Raw genomic sequence first — 20,983 nt, forward strand, 5'->3', positions numbered from 1 at the left:
TCGATCCGCTGGTAGGAGCCCCACGGCCGGTACATCAGCCGGTGGGCATCCGCCTCCGGCTCGCCCCGCCGCCGCAGGCCCTCGACCAGGCCCTTCACCTCGCCGGCCGCCTCCCGGCTCGCCACCAGCACCGCGTCGTCCGTCGTCACCACCACCACGTCGTCGAGCCCGACCACCGTGGTCAGGATCTCCCCGGTGGAATGGACCAGGCTGTTGCGCGTGCCCTGCAACGCCACCCGGCCGCGCAGCGCGTTGCCGTCGCCGTCCCGCGCGGCGATGTCCCACAGCGCCCCCCAGGTACCGATATCCGACCACGGGAAGCCCACCGGCAGCACGCCGGCCCGCTCGGTCCGCTCCATCACCGCGTAGTCGATCGAGATCTGCGGCGCCTGCCCGAACGCCTCGGCGCCCAGGCGCACGAAGTCGAGGTCGCGCACGGCGCCCGCCAGCGCGGCGCGGGCGGCGTCGAGCACCGCGGGGGCATGGGCCTCGAGCTCGTCGAGCATCACGTCGGCCCGGAACAGGAAGTAGCCGCCGTTCCACAGCGCCCCCTCGGCGATCAGGCCGGCGGCGCGGGCGGCGTCGGGCTTCTCGAGGAAGCGCGCGACGGCGCGGGCGCCGGTCGCGCCCGCCGCGCCGGGGAGGGGGCTGCCCGGCTGGATGTAGCCGTAGGCGGTGGAGGGGGAGGTCGGGGCGATGCCGAGCGTCATGATGTGGCCGGCCCGGGCGCCGGCGCGGGCGGCGCGGGCGGCCTCGCCGAAGGCGGCGGCGTCGCCGATGGCATGGTCGGCGGGCAGGATCAGCACCAGGGCCTGCGGGTCGCGGGCGGCGGCGTGGAGGGTGGCGACGGCGACGGCCGGGGCGGAATCGCGCCGGCACGGCTCGAGCAGGATGTCGGCCTCGACCCCGCCCTGGGTGAGCTGCTCGGCGACGAGGAAGCGGGCATCGTTGGCGGTGATGACGGCCGGGCGGGCGAAGGTGGCGGGGTCGGACAGGCGCGCGGCCGTGGCCTGGAACGACGAGCGACCGGGCTCGGCGAGGGGGATGAACTGCTTGGGAAAGCTCTCGCGGGAGGCCGGCCACAGCCGCGTCCCCGATCCGCCGCACAGGATCACCGGGTGGATCAGGTCACCAGCATAGGACATGAGAAGGCTCCGGGCCGCGCGGGATTCGCAGATCGGCGGGTTTCACGGGTGCCGTCCGGGCACTCCCTCGGGGACGTCCCCCGGGGAACCCCGGCACGGCAATAACGTGCCGAGTTTGGCACGGCAATCAAGCGGATCGAAAGAAGAGGATGCCCCGCCTTCCGGCAATCCTGCGCGATGTCGCGCCGCATGGTTCCGAGGGTGCGCAGAGCGGCGGACCGCCCGGGTGCGGGCACGGCCGCGCCGCGGCCCGGTCGCCGCCCCGACGTCCCGGCCGGCGATGTCTCGGCTGCCATGCCCCCGCACGCCTTGCCGGCTCCGCCGCCGTCCGGCACTGCTCGGGGCATGCCGACATCTCCGACAGGCCGTCCCCCCGGGAGCACCATGGCGAGCAGCGCACGCGGCGAGACGGCACCGGGCCGCGCCACAGGCCCCGCCGGCGAGAGCCCCGGCCGGAATCCGGCCGAGACCGCCTGGGCGGGACCCCGCTTCGTCGAGTTCGTGGCCCTGATGGCGCTGATGATGGGGCTGACCGCCGTCACCATCGACAGCTTCCTGCCGGCCTTTCCGGCGATCCAGCGCGATTTCGCGGTCCAGGACCCGAACCGGCTGCAGCTCCTGGTCTACGTCTACATGCTGGGCTTCGGCACCGCCCAGCTCGTCTACGGGCCGGTCTCGGACGGGACCGGGCGGCGCCCGGCCCTGATGGCCGGCATCGCGATCTACCTCGCCGGCAGCGTGCTGGCGATGCTGGCCCCGAGCTTCGAGGTGCTGCTGCTGGCCCGGGCGATCCAGGGCGTCGGGGGCGCCGCCGGCCGCGTGCTGGCGGTGGCGATCGTGCGCGACCGCTACGAGGGGCGCGACATGGCCCGGGTGATGTCGTTCTGCATGATGGTCTTCCTCATCGTGCCGATCCTCGCCCCCTCGCTCGGCGGCGCCGTCCTGTTCGCCGGCAGCTGGCGCCTGATCTTCGGCCTGATGCTGGCGCTCGCCCTCGTCACCCTGGCCTGGTTCGGCTGGCGCCTGCCCGAGACCCTGCACCCGGCCTTCCGCCGCCCGGTCTCGGCCCGGGCGATCGGCTCAGGCATCGCCGTCACGGTGGGCACGCGCGCCGCCCTCGGCTACGCCACGGCGCTCGGCCTCACCACCGGCTGCATCATGGGCTATGTCGGCTCGGCGCAGGCCATCTTCGATACCGGCCTCTACCATCTCGGCCCCCTGTTCCCGGTCGCCTTCGCGCTCATCGCCGGGGCGATGGGACTGGCGACGCTGATCAATGCCCGCCTGGTGCGCCGCCTCGGCATGCGGCGGCTCGCCCATGCGGGCACCCTGGGGCTGTTCCTCGTCGCCTGCCTGCAGCTCGCCCTGATGCTCGCCTTCGCGGGACGCCCGCCGCTCTGGCTGTTCATCGCCACCCTGGCGGCGTGCCAGTTCCTGATGAGCTTCGCGATGCCGAACTACAACGCGCTCGCGATGGAGCCGCTGGCGGCGATCGCCGGCACCGCCTCCTCGTTCATCGGCTTCTACACCACCCTGCTCGCCGCCTTCTGCGGCTTCCTCGTCGGCCAGTCCTTCGACGGCACCGTGACCCCGCTCGCCATCGGCTATGCCGCCTTGAGCGGCCTCGCCCTGGCGATGGTGCTGTGGACCGAGCGCGGCCGGCTGTTCGGGAGCGGGGGGCGGTAGCTCCCGCTTAACTCTCACCGGCCATCGTCGCGCCTCACGACGGAGGGTGTCTCGGGATGGCTGCGCGCAACGACGGAATCCTGCTCGCCGGGCGGCTGCTCCTGGCCTCCGCCCTGCTGCCGGCGGCGATCGGGCGGGCGCTCAACCCCTCGGGCTTCGCCCTGACGCTCGCCGCGACGGGCATGCCCGCGCCGAACGCCGTCGCGACGGCCTCGGTGGTGATCGGGCTGTTCGGGCCGCTGCTCCTCGTGCTCGGCGTGCTGCCGCGCCTCGTCGGCCTCGGCTTGAGCGTCCACGCGGTGGTGGCGGGGCTGCTGCTGCACCGGTTCTGGGAGTTCTCCGGCGCCGTCGGGCGGGTCGAGCAGGAGCTGTTCCTGGCGCAGCTCGGCCTCGCGGCCGGCTTCGTGCTCTATGCCGTCACCGGCCCGGGCGGCTGGAGCTGGCAGGGCTGGTGGCACGGCGGCGGCGAGCGCGGCCAGGGCAGCGAGCGTGCCCGCGCCCCGGCACCGGCCGTCCCCGCCGCGAAGGCGCCGCGCAAGCGCGCCCCCGCGCCGCGCGGACCCCGCCCGGCCAAAGCCGCGGCCTGACGCAGCGTCCATAGAAGCGAGCCCGCGGCCTGACGCGGCGCTCACGGGATCGAGGCCGGGATCTCCGGCCGTCCGGCCGACACTCTCGGGTCTCAGGCCGACACTCTCGGGTCTCAGGCCGACAGCCTGCGGTCATCCGTGCGGTGCGGGTCGCCGTAGCGGCGGGTGACGTCGCAGGCGACGCCGATCAGCCGGGTGCCGCAGCTCGGCGTCCGCACCAGGCTGCCGCGGGCCGTGAGCCAGCGCAGGCGCCCCTCGTGGTCGACGATGCGGTACAGGGCGTCGTACGTGCCCTCGCCCCGCAGGGCGGGTTCGAGGCTGGCGAGGACGGACGGCAGGTCCTCCGGCACGATCATCGCCAGGAACTCGTCGAGCGGGCCGTTCGTCACGCCCATGAGCTGGTTCCCGATCTCCGAGCAGGTGACCCGGCGGGTCGCGACGTCGATGTCCCAGGTCATCATCTCGGCCGCCACCATGGCGAGGCGCAGCCGTTCCTCGCTGGTGCGCAGGGCCTCCTCGGCCCGGACCTGCTCGTCGATGTCGGCCATGGTGCCGACCCATTCGCGGATCGCCCCGTCGGGACCCTCGAGCGGCACGGCGCGGCCGAGCATCCAGCGGTAGAGCCCGCTGCGGTGGCGCAGCCGGTAGGTCGCGTCGAGCGGAGTGCCGCTCTCGCAGCAGGCCCGCCACAGGCCCGCGACGGCGGCGCGGTCCTGCGGATGCAGCGTGTCGAGCCAGCCGAAGCCGTGCAGTTCCGCGTCGCCCAGGCCGGTCCGCGCGTGCAGGCCGAAGGTCTGGGTCAGGCCGCCCTCCGGATTCGCACGCCACTCCACCGCCGCGCTCGCCTCGACGAGCGCCCGGTAGCGCTGCTCGCTCTCCTGCACGTCCGCCGGCTCGTCGGGGCTCGCCGGGGGCGATCCGCCCGCCGCCGGCGCGACCTGCCGGAAGCTCGGCTCGTAGCGGCCGAGCGGCAGGTCGATGCGGACGCCGAGCGGGCAGGCGGGATCGGCGTAGACCTGCTGCAGGACCTGGCGCAGGCGCCGGGCCTCGACCCGCACGATGGCGTCGGTGGCCGGGTCGAAGCTGGTCGAGCGGCCGAGGGCATCGGTCGCGATGGTGTAGGACTTGAGCAGGCTGCCGCGCCCGGCCAGGCTCTCGCGCACCACGTAGGCCAGGAAGGCGGAGAGCTGCGGCGACTTCCTCAATGGTGGAAGGGTCAAGAGGGCATCGAGGGCAGCGAGGATATTCTCGGTTCCGATCGCTTCCCGATCCATTGCTTGATCCCGTCGCGCTCCGCCCGGCGGCAGATCAGGTTGTCCCTGCGACGCGACACCCCGTTGGTCCCGCCACGATTGACAGTTCGAGCGCCAAGCAAGCGCTTGTCGTCGTGCGATCTGCCTCATCGCAAGGTGATACGACAGGGGATTGCAGTGTCAAGTGACCAGTCGTACCACTACGATGACGCAAGGTCAATATCCACAAATCGACCGACGTCGCATCTTCCATCGAAAACGGTCGAACGGACAGATCTGTCTGTCCAGGCATGAGAAAAACCGGCCGGCAACCCTGGGAGGCCGGCCCTATATTGCAGGTCGGCCTGCAATTTTTTTCCGGATCGTCACTGAGCGTTGCCGCGCCGGCTCACCCGATGTCCGGCGATCGCTTCGGGCGACCGCGGCACGATCGCAGGAAGCGGTGTGATACCCGCGCGGCGCGCGAGCGAAACCGAGATCCGCCTTGCGCAGCAATCATACCAACGGCCCGAGATGCCGATGCATCGACATCGACCTCGGGCAGGCCCGAGATCGACGGGGCCGTCGATCCATCTCGAATTTTCGACACCAGACCCTGAAGTCCGAAATCGTGGGCCTGACGGAAACTCAAGAGCAGAACCAAGGGTCGTCTTCAACGACCGTTGGAATCATACAAAATCCGACTGATTGCTAGGCGATTGCCGCGCAATCGCGTTCGCAATGCGGATTTCGGCTTCGCTCGGACGCCGCGCGGGCCGGCGATCCCATTTCCGGAAGCCATCGTCCGGAAATGGGATCACTCCGCCAGCAGACGCGCCCCGACCACCGCCGCGGCGGCCCGGTTCTGCACCCCCAGGCTGCGCAGCAGCGCCGCCATGTGGACCTTGACGGTGCCCTCGCCGAGTTGCAGCCGCCGGGCGATCTCCTTGTTCGAGCGCCCCTCGACCAGGAGGGCCAGCACGTCGCGCTGGCGTGGCGTGAGATCGGGGATGCGGGACGGGCGTCCGTCCTGGCGCCCGTCGGGGCCGGGCGGCCGCAGCTCGATCGCCGGGCGCGGGGGCACCCCGTCGAGCACGGCCAGGGAGGCCGGCACGAAGATCTGGCCCTCGAGGATCATGCCCACCGCCCGGGTCAGCTCGGCCGAGCCGATCCCCTTCGGCACGTAGCCGTGGACCCCGACCTCGAGGGCAGTGAGGATCTTGTTGCGCTCGGTCGAGGCCGAGACCACCGCCACCTTCACGGCCGGGAAGCACTCGCGCACCGCGCTCAGGCTCCCGGGCCCCTCCATGCCGGGCATCGCGAGGTCGAACAGCGCCAGGGTCACGGCCCCGCGGCGGGTGGAGAGCTGGTCGAGGGCCGCATCGAGGGAGCCGGTCTCGACGACCTCGCCGAAGCCGAAGCTGCGGGTCAGTATCGCCACCACGGCGAGGCGGAAGAAATCGTCGTCATCCGCGATCAGGGCGACTGGCGGAGTCGGTTGGGTCATACCGTGGCGTCTCTGGAAACGGTCCGTCTGTCGATCGTAGAGCAATTCGGATGGGCGGGGGACCCCTCCGGCACGGAATAACTGGCAATATCAACGACCTATCGCACGGTTCGGCCGTCATGCGGGCGTGCGCGAAGTCCGGCCGGGCTCCCGTGCCGAGTTCCGGGGCCGCGTGCCCTGTCGCCGGATCGGCGCCCCGGGCCGGGCCGGGCCGCGGGCCGGCGCTTGCGCCGGGCGCAGCCCCCGCCGCCTGCGGCGCGTCACCGCACCGTTGCCGGAGACTTCTATCCTGGGACATGTCCGCGTTGGAAGCGAGGATCGGGTCGCGGCGGGACCGGGAGGAGCACGATGCGGAGGCCGGCATCCGGCGAAGGGGGAGGGGGCGGAGCCCGGTCCGGACGCGCCCGCGCGGGCGGCGGCAACCCGGTCCGCCCCGGACCGGCCGGCCTCCGGCCGGACCGGATGGCCGCCCGTTTCCCGGCTCGCCTCATGGCCTGTTTCCCGGCCTGTCTCTTGATCTATCTCTCGGCCTGTCTCCTGGCCTGCCCCCCGGCCGACGCCGCGGAGCGGACCCGGCTCGTCACCTACACCGCCCTCGAGGTCGAGCAGCTCGACCCGATCCGTCGGGCCGTCGAGGCGGCCGTGCCGGAGGTGGAGATCGTCTGGCTGCGGGACTCGACCGGGATCGTCACCGACCGGGTGCTGGCCGAGCGGGACGCGCCGCAGGCCGACCTCGTGCTCGGCCTCGCCGCCACCAGCCTGCTGCGCTTCGAGGCCGCCGGCCTGCTCGATCCCTATCGCCCGGCCGGAGTCGAGGCGCTGCGGCCGTTCTTCCGCGACCCGACCCCGCCCTACAGCTGGACCGGCATGGACGCCTATCTCGGGGTGATCTGCTTCAACGTCGAGGTGGCGGCCCGGCATCGGATCACCCGCCCGAACTTCTGGCGCGACCTGCTCGGCCCCGGCCTCAAGGGGCGGGTGGTCATGCCGAACCCGGCCGCCTCCGGCACCGGCTACCTCCTCGTGGCGGGCTGGCTGCAGACCCTCGGGGAGGACGCGGGCTGGGCGTACATGGACGCCCTGCACGAGAACGTCGACGCCTACCTGCCGAGCGGCTCGGCCCCGTGCCGGGAGACCACCGCGGGCCGCTACGCCGTCGGCCTCTCCCTCGACATGCGGGCGGCCGCCGAGAAGGCGGCGGGCGCGCCGATCGACATCGTGGTGCCGGTCGACGGCACCGGCTGGGAGACGGAGGGCTTCGCGGTCGTCGCCGGCCGGCCGCACCTCGCGCTCGCCCGGAGGGTGGCGGACTGGGCCGCGAGCCGCGAGGCCAACGCGCTCTACGCCCGCAGCTTCGCCATCGTGGCCCATCCGAGCGTCGCGAGCCCGAGCCCGGTCTATCCGCTCCATGCCGAGGCGCGGATGATCCGCAACGACCTCGCCTGGATGGCCCGCAACCGCGACCGCATCCTGGCCGAATGGGCGCGCCGCTACGGCGCCAAGGTCCGTGCCCGCTGAGGTGCGCGCACGCACCGGGAGGGCCGCGCCGCGGCCCGGGTGCCGGCGATGCCGCTCGGTCACCTTTATTTTTCCATCCTGCGGTAGCAGACCGCCCGGGTCGCAGATCTTTCCGCGGCACGGCTGCGGGCAGGGAACCGGATGTATCACGCGGGCAAGGATGGCTGGCTGTTCCTCACCGGGGGCACGAACGAGGTCGCGGACCAGTACCGGCGCATCCCCGCGATGAACCGGGTCCTGCGGCTGTGGCGTCGTCGCATCCTGCGGCGCATCCGCCGCTGCGAGAGCCTCGGCACCCGCTACCTGCACCTGGTGGTCCCCGAGAAGCTCAGCGTCTACGAGGACCGCTTCGACGGTCTCGCCCTCGACCCGCGCCTCGGGCCGGCCCGCCGCCTCGGCACCCTGATGCGCTGGTGGTGGCCGGGGCGCCGGGCCTGGATCGACCTCCTCGGGCCGATGCGGGCGCGGCGCGACGGCCCCGACCTGCATTACCGCACCGACACCCACTGGAACATCCACGGCTGCCTGCTGGCCTACCGGCTGGTCTGCCGGGCCTGCCGCGCCACCCCGCGGACCGACTTCCTCGACCGGCCGTTCCAGGAATTCGAGGCCGTGCTCGACATCGGCAACAAGCTCGAGGCCCAGCCCCTCGAGACCGTGCGCAACTACCGGCTCTTCCGCGACGCCGAGCGGGTCGGCGGCGGCGCCCTGATCGACGCCTACACCGCCGCCGGCCGCCTCGGCGAGCTGCATACCGGCGCCCACGCGGTCTACCGCAACCGGTCGCCGGAGGCCGATCCCCGCACCCTGGTGCTGTTCGGCGATTCCTGCGCCAACTTCGCCCCCAACGGCCTGACCGCGATGCTGGCCGAGACGTTCCGCGAGGTCCACTTCATCTGGTCGTCGAACCTCGACTGGGGCTACATCGAGCGGATCCTGCCCGACATCCTCCTCGTCGAGCAGGTCGAGCGCTTCCTGCTCCGCGTGCCGGAGGACGATTTCGACCTCGCCGCCACCGAGGCGGAGCGGCTGGCGGCTTTGGGGGTGGCGGCGTAGGGGCTCAGGACAATCCCGGGGCGATTCCAGGACCGGGCCGCAGGCCTCGCCTGTCCGCCTGAGCGCCGCTACATCACGTCGATCAACCCGATTGATCGGCCCGCGACCGGCGGCTCCGCGCCCCCGGATCGCAAGGGTGAGACGGACACGATCCTGGATGCCAGGCACGCCGTTGCGACCCATTCTGCAGCGTTTCGCGTTCGACTGCGTCGAGACGACGGTCGCAAGCCGCGCGGCCGTGCGTCGGCCTGAATTCCGATCCCTGGGATTGACGGATGCCGCGCTCCTCGAGGTGCAGGACGATGACTCCCTCCTGCTCACCGACGACCTCTACGTGGCGAGTGTGAGCGCCGGCCGTCGGGCGATCGATTTCTCCCACTTGCGCGTCGCTTGACACCCCCCGACCTCCGCCCCCTTCCCGCTTGACGAAAAACTGGCATATGCCACTAACTAGCCGGCGCCGGAATCGCCGGCCGTCACGACCGACACGAGGAGCGCCGCCCGATGGATGCGCGCACCCACCGCCTGCTCCACGCCCCGATCGGGCCGACCCTGCTGCGGCTCGCGGCACCCAACGTCGTCGTGATGCTGGTCCAGGCCCTGGTCGGGCTGATCGAGACCGCCTTCGTCGCCGGGCTCGGCACCGACGCGCTCGCCGGCATGGCGCTGGTCTTCCCCGTCCTGATGCTGGTGCAGATGATCTCCGCCGGCGCCATGGGCGGCGGGATCCTGTCGGCGGTGGCGCGCACCCTGGGCGCCGGGCGGCGGCGTGAGGCCGACGCCCTGCCGTGGTACGCCGCCGCCATCGGGCTCGTGCTGGGCCTCCTCACCACCGCGCTCGACCTCGCCTTCGGGCCGCTGCTCTACCGGGCGATGGGCGGCGAGGGCGCCTCGCTGACGGCCGCCACCACCTATGGCGGCGTGGTCTTTTCCGGCGCGGTGCTGATCTGGCTGTTCAACGCGCTCGCCGCGGTGATTCGGGGCACCGGCAACATGGCCCTGCCGGCGATCGTCATCAGCGCCGGAGCCGCCGTGCTGGTGCCGCTCTCGCCGGCTCTCATCTACGGGGTCGGGCCGGTTCCGGGCCTCGGCATCGTCGGGGGCGGGGTCGCGGTTCTGGCCTACTACGCCGCCGGCTCCCTGGTCTTCGTCCACCACCTCTGGGCGGGGCGCGGCCTGCTGCGGCCCGGCCCCCGCCCGCCGCGCCTCGCCTGGGCGCCGCTGCGCGACATCCTGCGGATCGGCGCCGTCTCGTCGATCGTCAGCGCCACCACCAACGTGACGATCGCCGCCGCCACCGCCTTCGCGGGCGCCGCCGGCCCGGCCGCGGTCGCCGGCTACGGCACCGGTGCGCGGCTCGAATATCTGCTGGTGCCTCTCGTCTTCGGCCTCGGGGCGCCGATCGGCGCGATGGTCGGCACCTGCATCGGCGCCGGCGACCGGGCCCGCGCCCTGCGGGTCGCCTGGACCGGGGCGGCGATCGCCGGCGGGCTCACGGAGGCGATCGGGCTCGCCGCCGCCCTGTGGCCGCTGCCGTTCCTGGAGCTGTTCGGCCACGACCCGCAGATGCTCGCGACCGGCGCCCGCTACCTCCACCTCGTCGGACCGTTCTACGGCTTCGCCGGGGTCGGGCTCGCGCTCTACTTCGCGTCACAAGGGGCGGGCCGGGTCGGCTGGCCGCTGGTGGCGGGACTGTCGCGCATGGCCGTGTCGATCGGCGGCGGGCTGCTCGCGCTCCGCCTCGGCTTCGGGCTCGACGGGGTGTTCCTGGCGCTCGGCCTCGGGCTCGCCGCACTCGGGCTCATCAATGCCGGCGCGGTCGCCGCCGGGGCATGGTTTCGCGGCGAGCGGGCGGCGTTGCCCGGCCTCGTCGCGGCGGGAGGGGAGTGACGATGACGCGGGAGCTCTATCTCGACGATCTGGCGCCGGGCCAGGTCTACCGCTCGGGACAAGCGACGGTGAGCGAGGCCGACATCGTCGACTTCGCGAAACGCTTCGATCCGCAGCCCTTCCACCTCGATGCCGGGGCGGCCAAGGGCACGTTCTTCGGCGGCCTGGCGGCGAGCGGCTGGCATACCGCTTCCCTCACCATGCGGCTCCTCGTCGACAGCGAGCTGCGGCTTCACGGCGGCATCATCGGGGCCGGCATGGACGAGTTGCGCTGGCCCAGGCCCCTGCGCCCCGGCGATACGATCCGGCTCGAGAGCGAGGTGATCGAGGTGCGCCCGTCGCGCTCGCGGCCTAGCCAGGGGCTCGCCAAGGTGCGCACGACAACACTCAACCAGGACGGCGAGCCGGTGCAGGTGCTGGTGGCGAACTTGCTGGTGGTGAGGCGGCCGGAGGGGTGAGGGGAGACGACGTAATCGCTTCTCTCGACAGGATTGCCAAAGCATTTTCCGACGAAGTGGATACCGGTTCGTCTCAGAAAATGCGGCAAAGCTCGAGCCGCGGCGTCATTCCGGGGCCGCGCAGCGGAACCCCGAATCCAGAACCGCGAGTGGTCCCGGAACAGGCTCGCAGCGTTCCGCATCATCCTGGATGACCTGCGGTTCTGGATCCCGGGCTCCGCTACGCGGCCCCGGGATGACCCTGTGAGAGGGAAACGTCGGCGGCAGGTGTCAGTCTACCGGCTTCGGAGGAATCCTCACATCGCCGCCCTGAGCCGCGCCGGATTCCCCACCGCGACGCCGCCCGCCGGCACGTCCCGGGTCACGACACTGCCGGCCCCGATGATCGCGTCGTCGCCGATCGTCACCCCCGGCAGGATCGTCGCCCCGCCGCCGATCCAGACATTCGCCCCGATCGCGATCGGGCGGCCGAATTCGAGCATCTGCCGGCGCCGGCCCGGATCGCGCGGGTGGTCGGCGGTGAGGATCTGCACGCCCGGCCCGATCTGCGTCATGTCGCCGATCGTCACCTGGACCACGTCGAGGATGCAGCAGTTGAAGTTGAGGAAGACGCCGCGGCCGAGGCTGATGTTGTAGCCGTAATCGCAGAAGAAGGGCGGGCGGATGGTGCAGCCCTCGCCGACGCGGGCGAAGGCCTCCGCCAGCAGCGCCTGCCGCTCCGGCTGGCCGAGCGTCTGGGTCGCGTTGTAGCGGTCCATCCACGCCGAGATGCGGCGGTTGTCGGCGATGAGCTCCGGGTCGTCGGCGATGTAGAGCTCGCCCGCGAGCATCCTCTGCTTCTGGCTCGTCATTCGTCCTCGCTGTCGGTTGGCGCTCGGCCGCGATGCGTACATATGTACATATCGCCCCGAAGGCCACCCCGCCGGAAGACGCCCGCTTGCCCGCCGCCCCGCGCCGCCACGACCCCGACCGCCGCGCCCGCCTCGTCCGGGCCGCCCTCGACGTGATCGCCGAGCACGGCGTCGCCGGTACGACCCACCGGCGGATCGCCGCCGCCGCCGACGTGCCGCTCGGCTCGACGACCTACCATTTCGCGAGCCTCGACGACCTCCTGACCGAGGCCTTCACCCTGCTCGCCGACACCGTCGCGGCCCGCTTCGCCGCGCGGCTCGCCGCCGCCACGACCCGCGAGCAGGCCTGCGAGGCGGTGGTCGACCTCGTCGTCGACGACGCCTGGGCGACGCCCCGCACCCTGCTCCTGAGCTACGAGCTCTACGCCTACGCCGCCCGCGTGCCGGCCTTTCGCCGGGTGATGCAGGACTGGATGGGCAAGAGCCGGACGGCCCTGGAGCGGCACTTCCCCCCCGAGACCGCCCGGGCCCTCGACGCGATGATCGAGGGGCTGTCGATCCACCGCTCCGTCGACCGGCAACCGGCCGGCCGCGACGAGGTGCGGGCGATCGTCGCCCGACTCGCCGGCAGCCCGCTCACGCTTCCTTGAAAAGCCGGGAGCGGCCCCGCATATCCGCCCGCGACGAATTGTTCCCACCGGAGAACCGACACGTGAGCGAGACCCAAGCGACCGAGACCGGACCGACCGAGGCTGTGGAGCGGCACAGCTTCGGCGCCGAGGTCGGGCGCCTCCTGGACCTCGTGGTCCACGCCCTCTACTCCGAGCGCGAGATCTTCCTGCGCGAGCTGGTCGCCAACGCCGCCGACGCGGTCGACCGGCGCCGGTTCGGCGCCCTGACCGACTCGGCCCTGGCGCTGCCCGCCGACGCCAAGGTGCGGATCATCCCCGACAAGGCCGCCCGGACCCTGACCCTGTCCGATCCCGGGATCGGCATGGGCAAGGACGAGCTGGCGCAGAATCTCGGCACCATCGCGCGCTCCGGCACGAGGGCCTTCAGCCAGTCGCTCGCCGACGCCAAGCCCGAGGAGCGCCCGAGCCTGATCGGCCAGTTCGGCGTCGGCTTCTACTCGGCCTTCATGGTCGCCGACCGGGTCGAGGTCACCTCGCGCAAGGCCGGCACCGACGAGGCCTGGACCTGGGCCTCGGAAGGGCAGGGGGAGTACACCCTGGCGCCGGCCACCCGCGCGGAGCCCGGCACCGACATCGTGCTCCACATGAAGGCCGATGCCGAGGAATACCTCGAGCCGATCCGCCTCGAGACCATCGTGCGCAAGTGGGCCGACCACATCACCGTGCCGGTGACCCTGGTGCGCGACGGCGAGGAGGTGCCCTCCACCAAGGGCACGGCGCTCTGGCGCAAGTCCAAGTCGGAGGTGAGCGAGGAGGAGTATACCGAGTTCTACCGCCAGGTCGCGCACGCCTTCGACAAGCCGTGGGCGACCCTGCACTGGCGGGCGGAAGGCCAGCTCGAATTCACCGCCCTGCTGTTCGTGCCCGGCATGAAGCCCTTCATGGCGGTCGAGGAGCAGCGCGAGAGCAAGGTGCGCCTGCACGTGCGGCGCATGTTCATCACCGACGAGGCCGGGCTGCTGCCGTCCTGGCTGCGCTTCGTCCAGGGGGTGGTCGACACCGAGGACCTGCCGCTTAACGTCTCGCGCGAGATGCTGCAGGCCACGCCGGTGCTCGCCCGCATCCGCCGCGCGGTGATGGCCAAGGTCCTGTCCGAGCTGAAGACCCGCGCCAAGGACGCGGACGCTTACGCCACCTTCTGGCAGGCCTTCGGGCCGGTCCTGAAGGAGGGTCTGTGGGAGGATGCCGAGCACCGCCAGGACATCGCCGGCCTCCTGCGCTTCCGCTCCTCGACGCAGGAGGGCTGGACCTCGCTCGCCGACTACGTCGCGCGGATGAAGCCGAACCAGGAGGCGATCTACATCCTGGTCGGCGACGACACCGAGGCGCTGAAGCGCTCGGCCCAGATCGAGGGTTTTTCCGCCCGCGGCCTCGAGGTGCTGCTGCTCTCCGACCACGTCGACGCGTTCTGGCCCGAGCGCATGGACACGTTCGAGGGCAAGCCGATCCGCAGCATCACGCAGGGCGGCGACGACCTCTCGGCCTTCGAGCCCACCGTCAGTGAGGGCGACGCCCCGGCCGACCTCGCCGACCTGCTGCCGAAGCTGAAGGAGGCGCTGAAGGACGACGTCTCCGACGTGAAGGCGAGCCAGCGCCTCGTCGACAGCGCGGTCCTGCTCTCGGCCCCGGCCTTCGGGCCCGACCTGCAGATGCAGCGCCTCCTGCGCCGCGCCGGCCGCGGCGCCGGCGGCATGGGTGGCGGGATGGGCGGCCAGCCGGTGCTGGAGCTGAACCCGCGCCATCCGCTGATCCGCCGCATCGCCGAGCGCGCGGCCGCCGGCGAGGATGTCGGGGAGGCGGCCCAGACCCTCGTCGACCTCGCCCACGTCCAGGGCGGCGACCCGCCGCGCGACCCCGTCGCCTTCGCCCGCCGGGTCGCCGCCGCCCTGGCGCAGGGCTGACCGACCCTCCGCCCCCGGCCGCGCGACGGACCGGGGGCGGCTCACGGACGGGGACTCGGCCGGCGCTGCCGTAAGGGCCCGGCCCGCCCCGGCAATCGACCGCCCGGCCGGCGCAAGCAGCGCATGCCCGTCCCGCCGGCCCGCAACAGGGAGAGGCCCCGGCGGATCGACGGGGCTGAAACGGCGCGACGTGCCCCACGCCCGCCCCCGTGCGCCCGCCGGCCCGCTTTACTGTCGCGCGGCAGACGCTAACTTCCCGCCCGGAACGACGAGGGCCCGCGCCGCGCCGCGGGGGAGGCCGGCACGATGAATCCGCTGATCCGCAAGCTCGAACGGTTCACCCGCCTGAGCGACGCGGACAAGCGTCTCCTGCAGCACGCCGCCACGGCCCGGATCATCAACTACGACACCCATCAGGACATCATCGCCGAGGGCGAGGAGCCGACCGACGTCAACCTGATCCTCGCCGGGTGGGTTTGCCGCTACAAGCAGCTCGCCGATGGCGGCCGCCAGATCATGTCGTTCCTGCTGCCGGGCGACCTGTGCGACCTCAACATCTTCCTCCTGCGCCGGATGGACCACGCCCTCGGCACCCTCACGCCGGTGGTGGTCGCCAAGATCTCCCGCGACCTCCTCCAGGAGATGCTGAACGCCGACCCGCGCCTGACCCGGGCCCTGTGGTGGGAGGTCCTGGTCACGGCGGCGATCCACCGCGAATGGCTGGTCAATATCGGCCGGCGCACCGCGCTGGAGCGCGTCGCCCACCTGCTCTGCGAGGTGTATTTCCGCCAGCAGGCGGTCGGCCGGGCGAAGGACGGCCGCTGCGACCTGCCGATCACCCAGGTCGAGCTCGCCGACGCGCTCGGCCTCTCGGCGGTCCACGTCAACCGCACCTTGCGCGAATTGCGCATCTCCGGCCTCATCGACTGGCGCGACAAGACCCTGGCGATCCCGGACGTCGAGGGGCTGAGGCAGGTCGCCCGGTTCGATCCGGATTATCTGCATCTGGATTTCGAGGGCGAGCAGTTCGACGCGGCGTGCTGAGGTCGGACGGCAAGCGGCTTGCGTTCGGGTGGAACTGCCGGGCGCTTGGTCGCGGATCGTGCGCGGCGAGCCGTTGCGCCTCTTGTTCGTCCTTTGTTTCGTGTCAGGTCGGCGCGTGGACCCGGGTATGTCGGGCCCGCCACGAGCAGTCCCGACCGAGCCCGCTGCAGGCTCCGGGAGAGTCTGCTCGCGAGTCTTAACCTGCGAGTTACGATAGCGCTTCTGGAGCCGACCTCTCTCAGGAACTACAATCGAAGGTTCCGATAGAGGAGGAAATCAGATGCGTTTTTTTCAACGCCTTACCTTCTACGGGTGCCTCTTCGCCTCCATCGTCAGCTTTCCGAGTCTCTCCCGCGCCGAACGTCTAGTCCAGTCGGCCACCGAGAGGCGGACTTACCTGTTCGTCAAATCCGATGACGGAAAGATCAAGAATTTGCTCCCAGCCGGCTGGAGCCCTGCCCAGAATGTCGGTCCGTTGAAGGATGCGAATTTCGTTATTGTGCTCATCGAAGGAGTGGCGGGAAGCGATGCCGAGGGGAAGTCGATCTTGTATCAAGGCAAGACCGTCGTTCTCGGCATTCCGGCAAAGAACGATAAGACCGGCGAGCCGGGCTTCATGGTCAGTGGCGGGTTCGTGTCGGATGCAAGCACCGCGCCCGGCGCCTACGGCCTGTACGCTCCGGCTTCGGTCACCATGGCAAAAACGTCCCGATCGGACGGCGACGCCGCGACGGCGGTGACCGAGCAGTGGCGGATCCGGTCCGAAAAGGGCGACAGGATCGATTTCGACGTCGGATACGACCGCGGTACCGGCAACTGGGCGCATGCCGAGCCGCACGTCTACTCCGCACTCCATCCGGAGTTCTACCGCATCTACAAGGTCGATCAGGTAACAGAGATCGTGCACACCACGGCCCAGGGCGGGAAGAAGGCCAAGGAAGTCAAGCTCAGCGCCGATGGACCGCAAATTTCTCGCTTCTTCGATGATAAATCACAACTTGTCGCCGTGATTTCATATCCCGCATATTATCGAAAGATATACTTGCCGGAATGAATTTATCCTGCAGACGCCAAGTCATAATTGATAAAGGCAAGATGGCAGACGGAAATAGCCGGGGCGGCCCACGAGCAGAAGACAAGACGCTGACGGGGGTGACGCCGCTGCCGTCACCAACTTCAAGCCCCGCTCGCGAGAGTCCCTGGCGGTCCCGTCACCCGCCGCGAACTCTGGTCGGGCGCCGCGCGTCTCGAACCCCCGAGCCGATAAGCTCAGGTCGTGACGCGGCGCCCGAACGCGCCGGGTGTCGCTCCCTCACCGCGCCCCGCGCCGCAGGTCGTCCGCGATCAACAACGCACTGCGCCCATCCCCGGCCTCCGCCAGGCGCGTCCGGTAGACCTGCAGGTTCTCCGTCACCCGCTGGACGTAGTTGCGGGTCTCGGTGAAGGGGATCCGCTCGACCCAGTCGACCGGGTCGACGTTCGGGGTGCGGGGGTCGCCGTAGGCGTCGATCCACTTCTTCACGTTGCCGCCGCCGGCATTGTAGGCGGCGAAGGACAGGATGTAGGAGCCGCGCCAATCCTCCATCAGCTCGCCGAGATGGGCCTGGCCGAGGCGGGCGTTGTAGGCCGGGTCGCTGGTCAGGCGGTCGGTGTCGAAGGCGGCGCTGACCCGGCGGGCGGTGCGTTGCGCCGTGGCCGGCATCATCTGCATCAGGCCGCGGGCGCCAACGCTCGACTGCGCCCGCGGGTCGAACTGGCTCTCCTGCCGGGCGATGGCGAAGACCATCGCGCGCTCGACCTGCGGCACCGCGGCCGAGGCCTCGTAGGAGGGAATGCCGTTGGTCGGGTAGGCGTGGCGGTCGAGGGGCAGGCCGCGCTGCACCGCGGTCTTGCCGATCGCCACCAGGGCACGGGGATCGTTCAAGGACATCGCCACGTCGCCGAGCGCATTCAGCTCCGCCGGGTCCGTCAGGCGTTGCGCGAAATCCATGTAGAGCGGCAGCATCAGCTCCTTGATGCCGGCCGCCGCGAGCAGGCGCAGGGCCCGCACGGCGCTGCGGTTCTCGAAGGCGGTGCGGGCGGTCTCGTCCAGCGTGCTGCAGGGGCGCAAGGCGAGGGAGGACTGGCCGAGCTTCGCCCGGGCGAGCTGGCCGTAATAGGCGATCGGCTGGGCGCTCGCGCGCTCGTAGAAGGCCTTCGCCTCCGGCGCCTCGCCCATCGCTTCCGCCGCGCGGCCCTGCCAATAGGCCGCCCGCGCCACCGAGATCGGCGTCTCGGCGATGGCGGCTGCGGTCGCGAAGTGCTTCGCGCTCGCGGGGGCGTCGTGGAGGAAGCGGAGCGCGATCCAGCCGGCATGGAACTCGGCCTCGATGCGCTTCTCGACCGTGCGGGCGCTGTGGCCCGAGGCGACCGCGTAGGCGGTCTTCGCGTCGCCGGAATCCAGCAGCTTGCGGGCGACGATGCGGCGCTCGATCCACCACTCGTCGGGATCGGCCAGAACCTCGGGGTTGCGCGGCGCCTGCGCCATCACGGCGGCGGCCTCCGCCGGCCTGTCGAGGCGGCGCAGGTACTGGGCGCGGGAGAACAGGTAGGAGGAATCCTGGCGCAGGCTCGGCGGCACGGCGTCGAGGGCCGATCCGGCATTCGAGGCCTTGGCCTCGACGGCGCGGCGGGCCCGCACCAGGGTGCCGTAGGCCTTGCCCGCGTAGGCGGCCGCGCGGCCGGCGGCGTCCCAGTCCTCCCGCATCAGCGCCCGCTCCATGCGGTAGCGGTGATCGACCTCGCCGATGAGGCCGGGGAAGGCGTCGAGCACCCGCAATTCCAGGGTGCGGCCGAAATTGTCCTCGCGCCACAGGTCGCGCACCAGGCCGGCGGCGTCCTCGTCGAGGCCGTCGGCCTTGAAGGCCAGCGCCAGGGCGAACTTGCCCGGCGCGCTCTGGGGCCGGCGGGCGGCGAAATAGGCCCGCACCAGGGAGGGCGACTTGCGCTGGGAGAGCAGGGCCTCCTCGGCGCGCCGGCGCACCATGGCGCCGACCGGCCAGTCCGGGTTGTCGCGAATGAACGCCACGGTGCGCTCGAAGCCGATGCCGGCCCCGGCGCGAATCGCCACCCAGTCGAGCAGGGTGCGGGCGGCCGGGTCCTTGAGTCCGTCGCGGATCCGGTCGCCCTCGCTCACCTGACCGCGCCGGTAGGCCTCGACCGCGCCGCGCAGGGCCGGGCCGTCGACCTCGGTGCCGAGCACCGGCCGGCCGGGATCGGGCACGCTCGGCACCGGGGCCGGCGGGTTGATCGCCGCGTCCGGGGCGGGGAAGGGGATCGGCGCCTCCGGGTCGGCGGCGGCATAGGCGGCGGCCGAGAGCGGCAACCGCGCCCCGGCCTCGGCGGGGCCGTCCTCCTCGGTGCGCTCGACCGCGCGGACGGGCGCGGCCGCGGGCAAGGTCGCGGCCGGGAGGGTCGTCGCAGGAGCGGCCGCGTCGGGCGGCGGCGCCGTCGTCGAGCCGCCGAGGGCGGACAGCGAGGTCAGCGCGGCGCCCGACACCGTGAGGGCGAGGACCGCGAGGCGGCGCCGGCGAGGCGAGAGCAGCATGGTTCCCGTTCCCCTGAAGAGCTCGATTGACCGGACGCCCATGGTGGGAGCGTCGAATTAAGAAGCGATTAACCCTGGCCGCCGATCGCGCCGGAACGCGACGGGCTGCCGGGGCGTTCGCGCGCGGCCTCCCGGGCGCGAACCGCCCGGGACCGCGCGCCTGACCGTTTGCGCGCAGGCTGTCGAAGCCCCGTGCCGGAGCGTTTGCGCGCAGGCTGTCGAAGCCCTATGTGTCGGACGCCGGACGGCCGAGTTGGTCCCTGCGATGATCCTCATGCGGGCCGGCCTCCCAACCAGACATCCCGGGGGCGCCGCCGCCCTGCCCGGGCGAGGAACGCCAGCATGACGTCGACGCAGACTTCGCAGCGCCTGAGGGGCTCGCTCACCGCCCTGGTGACGCCGTTCCGCGACGGCGCCTTCGACGAGCACGCCTTCCGGGCCTTCGTGGCCTGGCAGATCGAGAACGGCACCCACGGCCTGGTGCCCACGGGCACCACCGGCGAGAGCCCGACGCTCAGCCACGCCGAGCACGACCGGGTGGTCGAGGCCTGCATCGACGAGGCCGCCGGCAAGGTGCCGGTGGTGGCCGGCGCCGGCTCCAACTCCACCGCGGAGGCGATCGAGCGGTCCCGTCATGCGGAGAAGGCCGGGGCGGACGCGCTGCTCATCGTCACGCCCTACTACAACAAGCCGACGCAGGAAGGGCTGTACCAGCACTTCAAGGCCGTGAACGATGCGGTCGGCATTCCCATCCTGATCTACAACATCCCCGGCCGCTCGATCGTCGACATGAGCGTCGACACCATGAAGCGGCTCTACGAGCTGCCCAACATCGCCGGGGTGAAGGACGCCACCGCCAACGTGGCCCGGGTCAGCCTCCAACGCCAAGCCATGGGGGAAGACTTCGTCCAACTTTCTGGCGAAGATGCGACCGCATTGGGATTCATGGCGCATGGCGGCCACGGCACCATCTCGGTCGCCTCGAACGTCGCGCCGCGCCTCTGCGCCGACTTCCAGGAAGCCTGCCTCGCCGGGGATTTCCGCAAGGCGCTCGGCCTCCAGGACCGGCTGATGCCGCTCCACGCGAACCTCTTCGCCGAGACCAGCCCGGCGCCGACCAAGTACGCGCTCGCCCGCCTCGGCCTGATGCGCGAGGAGCTGCGCCTGCCGATGGTGCCGGTGGGCGAGGCGACCCGCGCCCTCGTCGACGGGGCGATGCGCCACGCCGGCCTCACCAACGGCTGAGCCGCACCCCATATAGGACGGGAGCCCCGAGGGCTCCCGTCGCCCGCCTTCCAGGATCTCCGCCGCACGATGGCCAAGAAACCCGAGCCGAAGAACCGCGTCGTCGCCGACAACCGGAAGGCCCGCTTCAACTACGAGATCACCGACACGGTCGAGGCGGGCATCGCGCTGACGGGCACCGAGGTGAAGTCCCTGCGCGGCGGCAAGGCGACGATCGGCGAGGCCTTCGCCGGCCCCTCCGGCAACGACCTGCTGCTGTTCAACGCCTACATCCCCGAATACCTCGAGGCGAACCGCTTCAACCACGACACCAAGCGGCCCCGCCGCCTGCTGCTGCACCGTCGCCAGATCGACAAGTTCATCGGCGCGACGCAGCGCGAGGGCTACACGGTGGTGCCGCTGAAGATCTACTTCAACGAGCGCGGCCGGGCGAAGGTCGAGCTCGGCCTGGGCCGCGGCAAGAAGCTCCACGACAAGCGCGAGACCGCCAAGGAGCGCGACTGGCAGCGCGACAAGGCGCGGCTGCTGCGCGACAAGGGCTGATCCGCAAGGGCCGTTTCGCCCTGCGCGGCACAACACGCCGCA

18 protein-coding genes are annotated in these 20,983 nt (G+C 71.6%); 13 read left to right on the plus strand and 5 right to left on the minus strand.

The window, feature by feature from the left end:
- Positions 1–1,145 (minus strand): mannose-1-phosphate guanylyltransferase/mannose-6-phosphate isomerase (locus G4G93_RS10190; protein ID WP_165083781.1); only part of this gene is annotated, 1,145 nt, incomplete at its 3' end.
- 384 nt (positions 1,146–1,529) lie between these two features.
- On the opposite strand from G4G93_RS10190, the gene G4G93_RS10195 reads away from it, so the two are divergent.
- Positions 1,530–2,831, plus strand: coding sequence for a multidrug effflux MFS transporter (locus G4G93_RS10195; protein WP_165083783.1), 1,302 nt, complete (start codon positions 1,530–1,532; stop codon positions 2,829–2,831).
- Between the two features lie 56 nt (positions 2,832–2,887).
- A complete protein-coding gene (locus G4G93_RS10200; RefSeq protein WP_165083785.1) occupies positions 2,888–3,418 on the plus strand; it encodes a DoxX family membrane protein in 531 nt (176 codons plus the stop codon).
- Between the two features lie 113 nt (positions 3,419–3,531).
- Here G4G93_RS10200 and G4G93_RS10205 read toward each other — a convergent pair whose 3' ends face one another.
- Both G4G93_RS10205 and G4G93_RS10210 read right to left on the minus strand, forming a co-directional pair.
- The gene (locus G4G93_RS10205; RefSeq protein ID WP_246736678.1) at positions 3,532–4,638 is read right to left on the minus strand and encodes a PAS domain-containing protein; all 1,107 of its coding nucleotides are present in this window, start codon (positions 4,636–4,638) and stop codon (positions 3,532–3,534) included.
- An 829-nt stretch (positions 4,639–5,467) separates the two neighbouring features.
- Positions 5,468–6,157: a response regulator transcription factor gene (locus tag G4G93_RS10210; RefSeq protein ID WP_165083789.1), complete on the minus strand. Its 690-nt coding sequence runs from the start codon at positions 6,155–6,157 to the stop codon at positions 5,468–5,470.
- Between the two features lie 489 nt (positions 6,158–6,646).
- Between G4G93_RS10210 and G4G93_RS10215 the strand changes: the two genes are divergently transcribed.
- The 5 genes from G4G93_RS10215 to G4G93_RS10235 all read left to right on the plus strand — a co-directional run bounded on the left by G4G93_RS10215 (position 6,647) and on the right by G4G93_RS10235 (position 11,079).
- Positions 6,647–7,675 (plus strand): extracellular solute-binding protein, encoded by a 1,029-nt coding sequence (locus G4G93_RS10215; RefSeq protein WP_165083791.1) that lies wholly within the window; start codon positions 6,647–6,649, stop codon positions 7,673–7,675.
- A 141-nt stretch (positions 7,676–7,816) separates the two neighbouring features.
- Positions 7,817–8,731: an alginate O-acetyltransferase AlgX-related protein gene (locus G4G93_RS10220; RefSeq protein WP_165083794.1), complete on the plus strand. Its 915-nt coding sequence runs from the start codon at positions 7,817–7,819 to the stop codon at positions 8,729–8,731.
- A gap of 157 nt (positions 8,732–8,888) precedes the next feature.
- Entirely contained in the window at positions 8,889–9,125 is a 237-nt protein-coding gene (locus G4G93_RS10225; protein WP_165083796.1) for a hypothetical protein, read from the plus strand.
- 110 nt (positions 9,126–9,235) lie between these two features.
- Complete coding sequence (locus G4G93_RS10230) at positions 9,236–10,621, plus strand: MATE family efflux transporter (protein ID WP_165083798.1); 1,386 nt, start codon at positions 9,236–9,238, stop codon at positions 10,619–10,621.
- Positions 10,622–10,623: 2 nt separating this feature from the next.
- Positions 10,624–11,079, plus strand: coding sequence for a MaoC family dehydratase (locus G4G93_RS10235; RefSeq protein WP_165083800.1), 456 nt, complete (start codon positions 10,624–10,626; stop codon positions 11,077–11,079).
- A gap of 296 nt (positions 11,080–11,375) precedes the next feature.
- On the opposite strand, the gene G4G93_RS10240 is transcribed toward G4G93_RS10235, so the two are convergent.
- Positions 11,376–11,930: a sugar O-acetyltransferase gene (locus G4G93_RS10240; RefSeq protein WP_165083802.1), complete on the minus strand. Its 555-nt coding sequence runs from the start codon at positions 11,928–11,930 to the stop codon at positions 11,376–11,378.
- An 86-nt stretch (positions 11,931–12,016) separates the two neighbouring features.
- Here G4G93_RS10240 and G4G93_RS10245 point away from each other — a divergent pair, with 86 nt between their 5' ends.
- From G4G93_RS10245 to G4G93_RS10260, 4 genes are all read left to right on the plus strand, one after another.
- Complete coding sequence (locus tag G4G93_RS10245; RefSeq protein ID WP_206289679.1) at positions 12,017–12,580, plus strand: TetR/AcrR family transcriptional regulator; 564 nt, start codon at positions 12,017–12,019, stop codon at positions 12,578–12,580.
- Between the two features lie 62 nt (positions 12,581–12,642).
- Positions 12,643–14,523 (plus strand): molecular chaperone HtpG, encoded by a 1,881-nt coding sequence (htpG, locus tag G4G93_RS10250; protein WP_165083806.1) that lies wholly within the window; start codon positions 12,643–12,645, stop codon positions 14,521–14,523.
- A gap of 306 nt (positions 14,524–14,829) precedes the next feature.
- On the plus strand, positions 14,830–15,567 hold the full coding sequence (locus tag G4G93_RS10255) for a Crp/Fnr family transcriptional regulator (RefSeq protein ID WP_165083808.1): 738 nt from the start codon (positions 14,830–14,832) through the stop codon (positions 15,565–15,567).
- Between the two features lie 280 nt (positions 15,568–15,847).
- Positions 15,848–16,621 carry a hypothetical protein gene (locus tag G4G93_RS10260; protein WP_165083810.1) on the plus strand — a complete coding sequence of 258 codons (774 nt, stop codon included), beginning with the start codon at positions 15,848–15,850 and terminating at the stop codon, positions 16,619–16,621.
- 258 nt (positions 16,622–16,879) lie between these two features.
- Here G4G93_RS10260 and G4G93_RS10265 read toward each other — a convergent pair whose 3' ends face one another.
- The gene (locus G4G93_RS10265; protein ID WP_165083812.1) at positions 16,880–19,153 is read right to left on the minus strand and encodes a lytic transglycosylase domain-containing protein; all 2,274 of its coding nucleotides are present in this window, start codon (positions 19,151–19,153) and stop codon (positions 16,880–16,882) included.
- Positions 19,154–19,495: 342 nt separating this feature from the next.
- On the opposite strand from G4G93_RS10265, the gene dapA reads away from it, so the two are divergent.
- Entirely contained in the window at positions 19,496–20,398 is a 903-nt protein-coding gene (gene dapA, locus G4G93_RS10270) for a 4-hydroxy-tetrahydrodipicolinate synthase (protein ID WP_165083814.1), read from the plus strand.
- A gap of 69 nt (positions 20,399–20,467) precedes the next feature.
- Positions 20,468–20,941 (plus strand): SsrA-binding protein SmpB, encoded by a 474-nt coding sequence (smpB, locus tag G4G93_RS10275; RefSeq protein WP_091747410.1) that lies wholly within the window; start codon positions 20,468–20,470, stop codon positions 20,939–20,941.
- Positions 20,942–20,983 lie beyond the last annotated feature (42 nt).

Origin of the sequence: Methylobacterium sp. DB0501, from assembly GCF_011043735.1 — a bacterium.
Taxonomy (GTDB): domain Bacteria; phylum Pseudomonadota; class Alphaproteobacteria; order Rhizobiales; family Beijerinckiaceae; genus Methylobacterium; species Methylobacterium alsaeris.